The following is a 12,451-nucleotide window of genomic DNA, read 5'->3' as shown; positions in this document are numbered from 1 at the left end:
GTGATCAACCCAAGACCTTCAACTGGGAAGACCCGCTCGACCTGGCCTCGCGCCTGACTGAGGAGGAGCGGATGGTCTGGGAGTCGGCGCGGGCCTACGCCCGCGAGAAGCTGCTGCCTCGCGTGGTCTCGGCCTATGCCGACGAGCGCTTTGACCGCGAGATCATGAGCGAGATGGGCGCGCTGGGCTTCCTCGGCGCGACCCTGCCCGAGCAATATGGCGGGGCCGGCGTCAGCCATGTGGCCTATGGCCTGATCGCCCGCGAGATCGAGGCGGTCGACAGCGGCTACCGCTCGGCGATGAGCGTGCAGTCCTCGCTGGTGATGTACCCGATCTACGCCTTCGGCTCCGAGGAGCAGAAGATGAAGTACCTGCCCGGCATGGCGCGCGGCGAGATCGTCGGCTGTTTCGGCCTGACCGAGGCCGACGGCGGCTCGGACCCGGCCTCGATGCGCACGGTCGCGAAAAAGGTCGACGGCGGCTACCAGCTCTCAGGCGCCAAGATGTGGATCACCAACAGCCCCATCGCCGATGTCTGCCTGGTCTGGGCCAAGCTGGACGGGGTGATCCGCGGCTTCCTGGTCGACCGCGGCTCCGAAGGTCTGACCACCCCGAAGATCCAGAACAAGCTCAGCTTGCGCGCCTCGGTCACCGGCGAGATCGCCCTGAACGACGTGTTCGTGGCGCAGGACCAGATGCTGCCCGGCGTCACCGGCCTGCGCGGGCCGTTCTCCTGCCTGAACAAGGCCCGCTACGGCATCTCCTGGGGTGCGATGGGCGCGGCCGAGTTCTGCCTGCACGCCTCGCGCGACTACACCCTGACCCGTCAGGTGTTCGGCAAGCCGCTGGCCGCGCGCCAGTTGGTGCAGAAGAAGCTGGCCGACATGCAGACCGAGATCGCCCTGGGCTTCGAGGGCGCGCTGGCGCTCGGCCGGCTGCTCGACCAGGGCGCCTGGGTCCCAGAAGCCATCAGCCTGATGAAGCGCAACAACTGCGGCAAGGCCCTGGCCATCGCCCGCGAGGCCCGCGACATCCACGGCGGCAACGGCATCAGCGGCGACTATCACGTCATGCGACACGCCGCGAACCTGGAGACCGTCAACACTTATGAAGGCGCCCACGACGTCCACGCCCTGATCCTCGGACGCGCCATCACAGGCCAGAACGCGTTCTAGGACCTGCGCGTGAAAGTGTAGCAGCTACAACTAAAGCGGCAGAAAACTCGCGCCCCGAACTTTACGTTTACCGACCCGCGTTACATTTCGTGTGAACCAAGGGGACGGGGCGATGACGGCGACGCAGCCGCCGCAGGGAACGACGACCATCGAGTGGCTGTTCGAGAACAGCCGCGAGGTGATGTTCGTCATCGGCGCGGACAAGCGCTTCAAGCTGGTGAACCCCGCCTTCGCGCGGGAAACCGGCTGGAGCGAGGCCGAGGTCATCGGCCAATTCGCACGCGACTTCCTGCATCCCGACGAGAATTCCAACGTCGACGCTCACTTGGCGCGGCTACGGGACAATGGGTTCAGCGACAACGTCTCACGCGTGCGCATGAAGGACGGCGCGTGGCGATGGTACGAGGGCCGCGCCCAGCTGACGGACGACGGTCAGGTGATCGGCGTGATGCGCGACGCCACCCATGAGCGGGAACGCGAGGCCAAGCTGGCCGAGGCGGAACGGACCACCGGGATGCTGTGCCAAGCCGCCGGCATCGGCGCCTGGACCTATGAGCCCGAGAACGACGAGGTCACATGGTCCCCGGACATGTTGGCCCTCACCGGCTATGGCCCTGGCGAAATCTCCAACATGGCGCAGATCGCCGCCATCCTGCACCCCGATGACGACGCTCGGGTGCGCCGCGCCCTAATGGCCGGCATCCTCAGGGGCGAACCCCATTCGCTCGAACATCGGCTGAAGAACAAGTCGGGGCGCTGGTCCCACTGGCGACTGACCTTCCGTACCGAGCCACGCGACTGCGGCGAGTACGCCCTACGCGGGGTGCATCAGAACATCACCGAACTGATCGAGGCGCGCGATGGCGCTGTGCGCGGCGAGCGGCAGATCCGGCAGCTGATCGAAAATTCGCCCTCCGCGGTGGCGATGTTCGACAAGCGCCTGGGCTGCATGATGGTGAGCGGAAGCTGGAGCCAGGCCTTTACGCGCGCCGAGGGCGACCCAATCGGCCGGCCGCTGGCCGAGCTGTTCCCCACCGCGCCCAAGCGGCTGCTGGGGGCCCAGGCCCGAGCCCTGGCCGGCGAGGTCGTAACCGCCAGGGAAGACCGCTTCACCGACAGCCAGGGGCGCAAACGCTGGGTGCGCTGGGAGGCCCGGCCGTGGCGCGACGCCAAGGACAAGGTCCAAGGCGTGATCTGCTACGTCGACGATATCTCGGCCCTGGCCGAGGCGCGGCGCGAGGCGCAGGAAAACGCCCGCCGACTGAAGATGGCCCTGACCGCCGCCGACGCCGGCGTCTACGAGATCGACCACGCCAACCAGACCTTCTGGGCCAGTCCGGAATTCAAGAAACTGGTCGGCCAGGAACAGGCCGACTACGAAGGCGCCTTGAACCTCAGCTATCCGCGCTTCCACCCCGACGACCTTGAAGAGGTTCGCAAGGCCTTCAATCAACTCGGCGACGGGCAGAGAGCCGCGGGCGACGCCTTCGAGGCACGCGCCATCAGCGACGCCGGGCAAGAACGTTGGATCCGCGTCTTCCACCACCTCACCACGGACCGCAAAGGCCGCTGGCTGCGGGGCGTGGGCCTGGTGCAGGACTTCGACCAGCGCAAGCGCCAGGAACTGGCGCTGATCGAGGCCCAACGCGCGGCCCAGGCGGCCGGCGAGGCCAAGGCCGCCTTCCTCGCCAACATGAGCCACGAGATCCGCACACCGATGAACGGCGTGATGGGCGTGCTCCATCTACTGAAGACCGAGACCCTCTCCGAAGAGGGCCGCGCGATGCTGGAGGAGGCGCTGTCCTGCGGGCAGATGCTGGCCGAACTGCTGAACGACGTCATCGACTTCTCGAAAATCGAAGCTGGCCGCCTAGAAATCAATCGAGAGCCGCTTGATCCACGCGCCCTAATCGAGGGCGTTGCCCGTCTGCTGCGCCCCCAGGCCGAGGCCAAGAACCTGCAGCTCATCGTCGAGGCTGAGCCGGACATCGGCTGGGTGGTGTCCGATCCGGTGCGGCTGCGCCAGGCCCTGTTCAACCTGGTCGGCAACGCCGTGAAGTTCACCCTGAAGGGACAGATCACCGTTCGCGCCCACCTGCGTGAGCGCGAGGCTGGCCAGATGTTGAGGCTGGAAATCGCCGACACCGGGGTCGGGATCCCCGAAGTCGTGCAACCGCGCATCTTCACCCGCTTCGACCAGGGCGACGCCTCGACCACCCGGCGCTTCGGCGGTTCGGGCCTGGGCCTGTCGATCACCCAGCGGCTCGCCGAGATGATGGGGGGCGCGGTCGGCTTCGCCTCGACCGAAGGCCTGGGCTCGGTCTTCTGGCTTGAGGTCGCCGCCCAGACCGCCGAACCCAAGATCGCGGGGCCGGCCACGGCTGAAGGCTGGCTCGACGGCCTGAAGGTGCTGGTGGTCGAGGACAACGCCACCAACCGTATGATCGCCTCCAAGCTGTTGCAGAATCTCGGCGCGGTGGTCGAGACCGCCCCGGACGGACTGCTGGGCGTCGAGACGGCGGCGCGCGGCGGCTTCGACCTGATCTTGATGGACGTCCAGATGCCGGGCATCGACGGACTGGAGGCGGCGCGCCGCATCCGGGCGCTCGGCGGCTCGGTCGCGGCCACGCCGATCGTGGCCCTGACCGCCAATGTGCTGTCGCACCAACGCCAGTCCTATCTCGAGGCCGGCATGGACGGGGTGGTCGGCAAGCCGATCTCGCCCGCCGCCCTGCTCGCCGAGATCTCCCGCCTGGCCGCCCCCATCACCGAGGGCGGCGCCGAGGCGGCGGCATAGGAGAGCATCAACGCTCCAACACCCCCATCGCCTCGGCGAACCTGCTCGCGCGCAGGCCTTGTAGCGCCGCGTCGAGGCGGCTGAGGCCATACTCGACCCGGCCCTCGCGGCTTTCCAGGACGAAATCGCCGGTCCCCAGCGCCTGGTGGATTTGCGCAAGGCTGCGCGCCTGCCGCCCGTCCAGCCGCTCGCCCGGCTGCGCCTCGGCCACGCCGTTCAGGAAGATCATGGCGTAGAACAGGTGATTGACTTGCCGCATCAGGTAGAGCCGCGCGCGCTGGTGCTCGTCCGGCTCCGCGCCGCTCAGATAGGTGCGCAGCAACACCGCTTCCTCATCGGCGTTGGAGGCGAAGACATTGGCCAGGGTCGCCAGATCCACATAGCGATCGGCCAGGAATGAAGACTCCCAATCGACCAGCCACAGCCGCGCGCCGTCGTAGAGGATGTTGCGCGGGTTCAGGTCGTTGTGACTGGAAACCAGGTCGCCCGGGGCCGTGCGATAGCTCCCCCGCAGCCGCCCGTAAAGGTCGAACACCTCGGCGCTCGCCCCCAGGTCCAGCAGCTCAAAGCCGTGGAACCGTGCGATCAGCGCATCCATGCCGTCGAGATAATCGACCAGGGGCGGAAAGGCCGGGGCGGCGTGCAAGGCCCGCAGCGTCTGCCCCATCTCAACCACCAGGTCGTTCTTCGTGCCGCGATAATCCATCGACAGCGAGCGTTCCGGGATGAAGTCCATGATCGCCACGCCGTCCCGCGCGTCAGCGTAGCGCACGCGCGGCGCCAGCATTGCGCCGGCCGCGATAGCCATGCAGCCGTACCAGCGCGAGGGATCGCGGACGGCGTCGCGTGTCCCCTCGATCCGCAGCAAGTAGGCGATGCCGCCCACCCGGATCCGGAAAATCAACGCGCCCGACAAGCCGCCGGTCAGCGGGACGGCGGCGTCGAGCTCCGTGGTGCCGAAGGCGGCGAACAGCGCGCGATCAACGGCGGCGCGCTTGGGCTCGGGAAAGGCGTGTGACATCGGCGGCTCCTCTGGAACCACCTTTTACCCGGATATAATTATAGATCAATATTACCCGGATAATATCATCGTAAGCCGCGCGCGGCCTTCCCCGCCCAGCGCCCCACGGCGTCCGAGACCAGCACGGCGGCGACCGCGATGACGGCGGCCACCAGACACAGGGCCATGGCCCGGGCTTCACCGCCGGGCGTTTGGGTCGCCGCATAGATCGCGGCTGGCAGGGTGAGGGTCTCGCCAGGAATGGCGGCCACGAAGGTGATCGTCGCGCCGAACTCGCCCAGCGCCTTGGCGAAGCCGAGGATCGCGCCGGCCGCCACCCCGGGCGCGGCCAGCGGCAGGGTGATGCGGAAGAAGCGGGTGAAGCCGCTGGCGCCCAAGGTCCTTGCCGCCTCATCGACCTCGCGGTCGATCGCCTCGATGGCGATCCGCATCGGCCGCACCATCAGCGGAAAGGCCATGATCCCAGCGGCCAGGGCCGCCCCGGTCCAGTCGAAAGCGAAGACGATGCCGACCTTTTCCAGCCAGGCGCCCACCACCCCGCGCCGGCCGAACATCAGCAGCAGGAAATAGCCGGTCGCCACGGGCGGCAGCACCAGCGGCAGGGTGACCAGCGTGTCCAGGACGACGCGGACGGCGAACCGGCTGCGGGTCTGGGCGAAGGCGGTGGCCAGCGCGACCGGCATCCCAAACAGGATCGCGACCAGGGCGACCTGGAGAGACAGCAGGACAGCGGCGAAGTCTTCCTGAGTCAGCGCGCTCACGAGGCCGGCGCCGCCAGCAGGATCTCGACTGCGACGCCTGCCTCGCTCAGGGCTTGGACATCGGCCGAGGTCGCCGGCTGCGCAATCAGGCGGACAACCCGGCGACCGTTGCGCGCCAGTTCGGCCAACACGGTAATATCCGCCTCGCCAGGCGCCAAACGCTCGGCGTCGCGGCGGGCTATCGACAAGATCGCCGGGTTGGCCCCCGCGTCCGGGGCCAATACGTCGGCGGCGGCCAAGGCCCGGCTAGCCCGTAGGCTCAGCAGGTCGGCCGGGCCGGAAGCCTCGATGAACTGCACCTTGCCCAGGCCCGCGGGTCCCTTGGCCAGCGCCTGGCGTAGCAGGCTGGCGGCCCCCGCCATGTCCCCGCTCATCGCCGCCGAGGCCACAGGGCCAGACAGCGCCTCGCGCAAGAAGGCGCGGCGCTCGTGCAGCTCCGGCAGCGCCTGGCGGATTTCGTCCTGAAGTTGGCGGAACAGGGCTGCCACCCGCCCTGCGCCTTCCGGCACCCGCTGTTCGATATCGTTGCGCAGCATGGTCGCCAGCATCGGCGAGGCCCCGCCGGTGCCGATCGCGGCCACCACCTCGCCACGGTCGATCACCGCCGGGGTGGTGAAATCGCAGAGCGCGAGCCGGTCGACGACATTGACCGGCACATGAGCATCGCGCGCCGCCCGCGCGGCGGCCTGGGCGAAGAGGTCGTCGCTGCTGGCGACAAAGGCCAGGATCGCGCCCCGGTAGGAACCAGGGACGAAGGCCTGACGCCCCTCCAGCCGCACGATCTTGGCCGGCGAGCCTTCAAACAGGCGCGCCTTAGCCTGCGCCGCCTCGCCTGATCCGGCGATGACCACCGTTGCGCCGGCCAGGGGAAAGAAGGCGGGGAAAGCGTCCAACGGATCTAGCCGACCTGGCAGTCGCGATAGGGCGATCCGGCCGCTCCATCGAGCATGGCGCCGGTTCCCTTGGCGTGGAGTTCGACGCCGTCCTTGGCGTATTTCACACCCGATCCCGAGGGGACGTGGCGCAGACTGTAGGTGCGCCCGCCGGCGCTGACGCTCGCGCGGTCGCCTTGCAGGTCGTAGGCGGCGGTGAAGCTTTTGCCGCCCGCGCAGGCATAGGTCTGAGCCGCGTCGGTAGCGTCGGCGGCGACGGGACGCGGCGCGGAAGCGCAGGCCGAGAGGGCCAGCACCAGCATCGTCGCGAAAATCCCCCGGATCATCTCACTCTCCAGACGCCTCGCCGCGGTTCTAGCCTATCCCTGCCGGGCGCACCACGCAGAGCCGCTTTACCGCGCGAGTTGAGCACTGTTAAGATCACCGAGTTTTCTCGTATCGGGAGGGATAGACCCATGGCCATGACCCTGGACGTCAACGGCAAACCCCTGAGCGTGAAGGCGGCTCCTGATACGCCCCTGCTATGGGTGTTGCGCGACGAGCTTAATCTCACCGGCACGAAGTACGGCTGCGGCGTCGCCCAATGCGGCGCCTGCACGGTATTGATCGACGGCCAGCCGACGCGCGCCTGCGTCACCCCGATCGCGGGATTGGCGACCGCCAAGATCAGCACGATCGAGAGCCTGGGCGGCGCCCACCCGGTGCAGGCCGCGTGGGTCAAGCACGACGTTCCGCAATGCGGCTACTGTCAGTCCGGCCAGATCATGTCGGCCGTGGCCCTGCTGAACCAGACGCCGAAGCCAAGCGACGCCGATATCGACGGCGCCATGGACGGCAACATCTGCCGCTGCGGGACCTATCAACGCATCCGCGCCGCCATCAAGGACGCCGCCGGCCTGACGCCGGCCGCGCCCGTCCTGCCTGTCGCCCCGGCCAAGGTCTGAGCCCCATGAACGCCCCCGTGAAACCCTCGGACGTCGTCGGCGCCACCCGCCGCGAGGTCATGGTCGCCGCCACCCTGGCCAGCGGCGCCCTGTTGGTCGGCTGCTCGCCCGGCGACCTGCTCAGCGTCGGCGCCAAGTCGGAGTTCGGCGCCTTTGGCCCGTTCATTCGGATCGACCCCAACGGCGTGGTGACGGTCGTCTCCAAGCACATCGAATTTGGCCAGGGCAACCATGCGGGCCTGGCCGCCATCGTCGCCGAGGAACTGGACGCCGACTGGTCCAAGGTCCTTGTCGAACAGGCCCCGGCCATCGCCAAGGTCTACGCCAACACCGGCATGGGCGTGCAAGGCACCGGCGGGTCCTCGGCGATCTCCAACAGCTGGGACCAGTTGCGCAAGGCCGGCGCCTCGGCCAAGGCGATGTTCGTGGAGGCCGCCGCCAACAAGTGGAACGCCCCGGCCGGCGAGATCACCGTCAAGAACAGCGTGGTCAGCCACGCCGGATCGAGCAAGTCGGCCACCTTCGCCGAACTCCTGCCCGACGCCGCCAAGGTGACGCCGCCGACCACCCCGACCTTGAAGGATCCCAAGACCTTCACCTTGATCGGCACCGACCGGGTCCGCCGCAAGGACAGCCAGGCCAAGTCGGACGGGACCGCGCGCTTCACCCAGGACGTCCAACTGCCGAACATGCTGGTGGCGATGGTCGCCCACGCCCCGCGCTTCGGCGCCAAGGTCGCGTCCTTCGACGCCGCTGAAGCCAAGAAAATCCCCGGCGTGGTGGAGGTCTACCAGATCCCCAGCGGCGTCGCCGTGGTCGCCGAGAACACCTGGGCCGCCAAACAGGGCCGCGACGCCCTGGCGGTGAAGTGGAACGAGGACGCCGCCGAGAAACGCTCGTCCGACGCCATCCTCGCTTCCTACAAGGACCTCGCCTCCGGCAAGACACCCGCCACCGACAAGCTGAAGTGGCAGGCGTTCGAGGCCAAGGGCGACATCTCCAAGGCCACGGGAGACGCCTTCGAGGCGACCTACGACTTCCCCTATCTGGCCCACGCCACCATGGAGCCGATGAACTGCGTGGCGCAGGTCAGCCTGGGCAAGGCCAAGCTGACCTTCGGATCGCAGATCCCGACCCTGGACCAGCTCAACACCGCCAAGGTGGTGGCCATGCTGCCGGGCGCGGTGGAGATCGAGACCCTGTTCGCCGGCGGCTCTTTCGGCCGGCGCGCGACCTTCCAGTCCGACTACGTCGTCGAATGCGTCGAGATCGCCAAGAAAGTCGGCAAGGATCGGCCGGTGAAGCTGGTCTGGACCCGTGAGGACGACATGGCCGCCGGGTACTACCGGCCGATCGTCCACCACACCGTCAAGGTGACGCTGGACAAGGACGGCTACCCGGCCTCCTGGCGCCATCGCATCGTCACTCAGTCGATTATGAAGGGCTCGCCGATGGGCGTGCCTGAGCTGGACGAGACCGCCGTCGAGGGGGCCAAGGGCTCGCCCTATCTGAAGGCGACGCCGATCGTCGACGGCCAGCTGATCCAGCCCGAGGTCGGGGTGCCGGTGCTCTGGTGGCGCTCGGTCGGGGCGACCCACACCGCGTTCGCGATGGAGCACACCATCGACCAGCTGGCCAAGAAGGCCGGCAAGGATCCGGTCGAATACCGCCGCGCGCTCTACACCAAGGCCGGGGCCAACCGTCACCTGGCGGTGTTGAACCTGGCCGCCGAGAAGGCCGGCTGGCCGAATACGTCCGCCGATGGCTGGACCCGCGGCGTCGCGGTTCACGAGAGCTTCGGCTCTGTGGTGGCCCAGATCGCCGAAGTGAAGCTGGAGGACGGGGTTCCGAAACTGGGCAAGGTCGTCACCGCCATCGACTGCGGCACCGCCATCTCACCCGACCAGATCGCCGCCCAGATGGAGGGGGGCACCTGCTTTGGTCTGTCAGGCGCGATGTTTGGCCAGGTCACCCTGAAGGATGGCGCGGTCGAGCAGACCAACTTCGACACCTACCGGGTGCTGCGCAACACCGAGGCGCCGACCGTCGAGACCCACATCGTCCCGTCCGGCGCCGCCCCGAGCGGGGTAGGCGAGCCCGGCACCCCGGTCATCGCCCCAGCCGTCGCCAACGCCATCTTCGCCATGACCGGAAAGCCGACGTCGAGCCTGCCGTTCGTGAAAGCCTAGTCCTGGAGATCGCCGCGCTCGTCCACGTCGAACAGCACGCCGTCGTCAGGCGCGGCGACGCGGGCGAGCCGCTCGCCCAGGTCCTTGAGGATGCTCCGCGCGCCGGCGTCGCCGGTCAGGGCGAGCAAGCCTGGCAGCAGCTCCGCGCCGATCAGGGCCGGGTGGCCCCGCTGGCCCGCGAACACCGGGGCGGCGGCTGGCGCTCCGGCTCGAACCGCCTCGGCGAGCGGCGCCAGCACGGCATGGGGCACGCGCGGCATGTCGCCGAGCAAGACGAAGGCCCCCGCGCAATCGGCGGGGAGTTCGGCCGCGCCACGTCGCAGCGAGGCGCCCATGCCCTGCGCATGGTCATCGGCATGAACCACATGCAGGCGCGCCGTCTGCGCCTTTCGCCTAGCGAAGGCGCGCGCGGCTTCAGCCACCGCCTCGCCATCAGCGCCGGTCACCACGATCACCCGAGCGACGGGCGCGGCGAAGGCGGCGTCCAGGGCGCCATCCAACAACGCCCCGCCCCGCCAAGGCGCCAACAGCTTGCCGCCGCCGAAACGGCTTCCGGCTCCCGCCGCCAAAACGATGGCTTCGAACTCGCCCGCCCCTGTCGCCAACCGCTGTTCCCCTCTATGTTATGGCCAGCATGACGCCCTATGACGCCCCCTCGCCGCAAGAGGCTCCGCCGCACGGCGCGCCTTTGATCGACGGCTTTGGCCGGACGGTGAGCTATCTGCGGGTCTCGGTCACCGACCGATGCGACCTGCGCTGCGTCTATTGCATGGCCGAGCACATGACCTTCCTGCCGAAGGCGGAAGTGCTGACCCTGGAGGAACTGGACCGCCTGGCTTCGACCTTCGTGGCGCTCGGCACCCGCAAGCTGCGCATCACCGGCGGCGAGCCGCTGGTCCGCAAGGGCGTGATGGGCCTGATTGAAAGCCTGTCGCGGCACCTGCGCTCCGGCGCTTTGGACGAGTTGACCCTGACCACCAACGGCACACGGCTGTCGGAATTCGCGGGCGACCTCGCCCGGTTCGGCGTGCGGCGGATCAATGTGTCGATGGACACCCTGAAGCCCGACCTGTTCCGCAAGCTGACCCGTGGCGGCGACCTTTCCAAGGTGATCGCCGGGATCGACGCGGCGCTGGCGGCCGGGATCGCGGTGAAGATCAACGCCGTGGCGCTGAAGGACGACAACGCCGCCGAGCTGCCCGACCTGATCGCCTGGGCCCACGCGCGCGGTTGCGACGCGACCCTGATCGAGGCCATGCCGCTCGGCGAGATCGAGATCGACCGCACCGATCAGTTCCTGTCGCTGAAGGACCTCCGCGCCAACCTTGAAAGCTTCTGGACGCTCAGCGACATCGACCACAAGACCGGCGGCCCGGCCCGTTATGTCCGCGTCGCCGAGACCGGCGGCCGGCTGGGGTTCATCACCCCGCTCAGCCATAACTTCTGCGAGACCTGCAACCGCGTGCGGCTGACCTGCACCGGCACCCTGCACACCTGCCTGGGCCGCGAAGACGCCAGCGACCTGCGCGCGGTGATCCGCGGCGGCGCCGACGACGCCGGCCTGGTGGACGCCATTCGGCTGGCCGTCGACGCCAAGCCGCAGGGGCACGACTTCCACATCGTGCGCCACGCCGCCCCCGCCGTGACACGGCACATGTCCACCACCGGAGGCTGACGCCGTGGCGCGGGTTCTCCTGTTTGGTCGCCTGAGCGACATCGCCGGCTGGCGTGAACGTGACATCGACAGCGCCTCGCTTGGCGCCCTGCGCGACGTCCTGGCGGGCGAGGGCGAAGAGCTCGCGGACGCACTCGCCGCCCCCGGCGTTCAGATCGCCCTGGACCAGGCTATCGTGCGCGGCGACGCGGCGCTCTCGGCCCTATCCGAGGTCGCCTTCCTTCCGCCGATGAGCGGCGGATGATCGTCCTCACCGGCCAAGCCTTCGACCCCGGCGCCCTGCTGAGCGACTTCTGCCAGGACCGCATCGAGACAGGCGCGATCGCCACTTTCACGGGCCTGGCTCGCGCCGAGCAGGGCGACACGACGACACTGGAGCTTGAGGCCTATCCCGGCTTCACCGAGGCGGCGATCGGCAAGATCGCGGGCGATGCGCTTGAGCGGTTCGGCCTGCACGACTTCCACATCGTCCACCGGGTCGGAAAGATCGCGCCCGGCGAGGCCATCGTCTTCGTGGCTACCGCCGCCCCCCATCGCCGCGCCGCCTTCGAGGCCTGCGATTTCCTGAGGGACTACTTGAAGAGCCGGGCTCCCTTCTGGAAGAAGGAGACCGGCCCCGACGGCGCGCGCTGGATCGAGCCGCGCGCCCAGGACCACGCCGATATCGCCCGTTGGGAGACCAAGTCATGAACGCCCTCGCCCCTGGCGGCCACCTCAATGAGGCCCTGGCCATCAAGCCGGTCCGCATCGCAGTCCTCACCGTCTCCGACACCCGCGACGAGGAGAGCGACACCTCCGGCCACGTCCTGGCCGAGCGGATCACCGGCGCGGGTCACCAGCTGGCCGACAAGGCCATCGTCAAGGACGACGTCGACCAGATCCGCCTGCAGGTGAAGGCCTGGGTCGCCTCGGGCACGGTGGACGCCATCATCACCACCGGCGGCACCGGCATCACCGGCCGCGACGTGACCCCCGAAGCCGTCGAGCCGCTCTTCG

Annotated in this window: 13 protein-coding genes; 8 read left to right on the top strand and 5 right to left on the bottom strand. The window is 68.7% G+C overall.

Going from position 1 to position 12,451, the window contains the following annotated elements; all coding sequences use genetic code 11:
* A partial coding sequence (locus tag Q7T84_RS19310) for an acyl-CoA dehydrogenase (RefSeq protein WP_304812249.1) occupies positions 1-1,175 on the top strand: 1,175 nt, incomplete at its 5' end.
* 112 nt (positions 1,176-1,287) lie between these two features.
* Positions 1,288-3,972 carry a PAS domain S-box protein gene (locus tag Q7T84_RS19305; RefSeq protein WP_304812246.1) on the top strand — a complete coding sequence of 895 codons (2,685 nt, stop codon included), beginning with the start codon at positions 1,288-1,290 and terminating at the stop codon, positions 3,970-3,972.
* 7 nt (positions 3,973-3,979) lie between these two features.
* Here the strand turns inward: Q7T84_RS19305 and Q7T84_RS19300 are convergent, their stop codons facing one another.
* The 4 genes from Q7T84_RS19300 to Q7T84_RS19285 form a co-directional block, all read right to left on the bottom strand.
* The gene (locus Q7T84_RS19300) at positions 3,980-4,993 is read right to left on the bottom strand and encodes a phosphotransferase (protein WP_304812243.1); all 1,014 of its coding nucleotides are present in this window, start codon (positions 4,991-4,993) and stop codon (positions 3,980-3,982) included.
* A gap of 65 nt (positions 4,994-5,058) precedes the next feature.
* The gene (gene modB / locus Q7T84_RS19295) at positions 5,059-5,754 is read right to left on the bottom strand and encodes a molybdate ABC transporter permease subunit (protein ID WP_304812241.1); all 696 of its coding nucleotides are present in this window, start codon (positions 5,752-5,754) and stop codon (positions 5,059-5,061) included.
* Positions 5,751-6,647, bottom strand: a complete 897-nt coding sequence (locus tag Q7T84_RS19290) for an NAD(P)-dependent oxidoreductase (protein ID WP_304812238.1) — start codon at positions 6,645-6,647, stop codon at positions 5,751-5,753. The genes modB and Q7T84_RS19290 overlap by 4 nt, the downstream gene beginning before the upstream one ends.
* 5 nt (positions 6,648-6,652) lie before the next feature.
* Positions 6,653-6,973 (bottom strand): MliC family protein, encoded by a 321-nt coding sequence (locus Q7T84_RS19285; RefSeq protein WP_304812235.1) that lies wholly within the window; start codon positions 6,971-6,973, stop codon positions 6,653-6,655.
* 129 nt (positions 6,974-7,102) lie between these two features.
* Between Q7T84_RS19285 and Q7T84_RS19280 the strand changes: the two genes are divergently transcribed.
* Both Q7T84_RS19280 and Q7T84_RS19275 read left to right on the top strand, forming a co-directional pair.
* Positions 7,103-7,591 (top strand): (2Fe-2S)-binding protein, encoded by a 489-nt coding sequence (locus tag Q7T84_RS19280; RefSeq protein WP_304812233.1) that lies wholly within the window; start codon positions 7,103-7,105, stop codon positions 7,589-7,591.
* 5 nt (positions 7,592-7,596) lie between these two features.
* On the top strand, positions 7,597-9,780 hold the full coding sequence (locus Q7T84_RS19275; protein ID WP_304812230.1) for a xanthine dehydrogenase family protein molybdopterin-binding subunit: 2,184 nt from the start codon (positions 7,597-7,599) through the stop codon (positions 9,778-9,780).
* Here Q7T84_RS19275 and Q7T84_RS19270 read toward each other — a convergent pair.
* A complete protein-coding gene (locus Q7T84_RS19270; RefSeq protein ID WP_304812228.1) occupies positions 9,777-10,385 on the bottom strand; it encodes a nucleotidyltransferase family protein in 609 nt (202 codons plus the stop codon). The genes Q7T84_RS19275 and Q7T84_RS19270 overlap by 4 nt on opposite strands.
* Positions 10,386-10,414: 29 nt before the next feature.
* Here Q7T84_RS19270 and moaA point away from each other — a divergent pair, with 29 nt between their 5' ends.
* The 4 genes from moaA to Q7T84_RS19250 all read left to right on the top strand — a co-directional run.
* Entirely contained in the window at positions 10,415-11,455 is a 1,041-nt protein-coding gene (moaA, locus tag Q7T84_RS19265; RefSeq protein ID WP_304812225.1) for a GTP 3',8-cyclase MoaA, read from the top strand.
* Between the two features lie 4 nt (positions 11,456-11,459).
* The gene (locus Q7T84_RS19260; RefSeq protein ID WP_304812223.1) at positions 11,460-11,699 is read left to right on the top strand and encodes a MoaD/ThiS family protein; all 240 of its coding nucleotides are present in this window, start codon (positions 11,460-11,462) and stop codon (positions 11,697-11,699) included.
* Complete coding sequence (locus tag Q7T84_RS19255; RefSeq protein WP_304812221.1) at positions 11,696-12,145, top strand: molybdenum cofactor biosynthesis protein MoaE; 450 nt, start codon at positions 11,696-11,698, stop codon at positions 12,143-12,145. Before Q7T84_RS19260 ends, Q7T84_RS19255 begins: the two co-directional genes overlap by 4 nt.
* Positions 12,142-12,451: molybdenum cofactor biosynthesis protein B (locus Q7T84_RS19250; protein WP_304812218.1), on the top strand; the 310-nt coding region annotated here is incomplete at its 3' end. The genes Q7T84_RS19255 and Q7T84_RS19250, both read left to right, overlap by 4 nt.

Origin of the sequence: Phenylobacterium sp. (genome assembly GCF_030654915.1) — a bacterium.
Taxonomy (GTDB): domain Bacteria; phylum Pseudomonadota; class Alphaproteobacteria; order Caulobacterales; family Caulobacteraceae; genus Phenylobacterium.
The sequence above is the reverse complement of the archived record's forward strand: the minus strand, read 5'-3'. Positions and strand labels throughout refer to the sequence as shown.

Coding starts and splice junctions, on each gene's coding strand:
- Q7T84_RS19305 (WP_304812246.1), top strand. CDS start 1,288: ATGACGGCGACGCAGCCGCCGCAGGGAACGACGACCATCGAGTGGCTG.
- Q7T84_RS19300 (WP_304812243.1), bottom strand. CDS start 4,993: ATGTCACACGCCTTTCCCGAGCCCAAGCGCGCCGCCGTTGATCGCGCG.
- Q7T84_RS19285 (WP_304812235.1), bottom strand. CDS start 6,973: ATGATCCGGGGGATTTTCGCGACGATGCTGGTGCTGGCCCTCTCGGCC.
- Q7T84_RS19280 (WP_304812233.1), top strand. CDS start 7,103: ATGGCCATGACCCTGGACGTCAACGGCAAACCCCTGAGCGTGAAGGCG.
- Q7T84_RS19275 (WP_304812230.1), top strand. CDS start 7,597: ATGAACGCCCCCGTGAAACCCTCGGACGTCGTCGGCGCCACCCGCCGC.
- moaA (WP_304812225.1), top strand. CDS start 10,415: ATGACGCCCTATGACGCCCCCTCGCCGCAAGAGGCTCCGCCGCACGGC.
- Q7T84_RS19255 (WP_304812221.1), top strand. CDS start 11,696: ATGATCGTCCTCACCGGCCAAGCCTTCGACCCCGGCGCCCTGCTGAGC.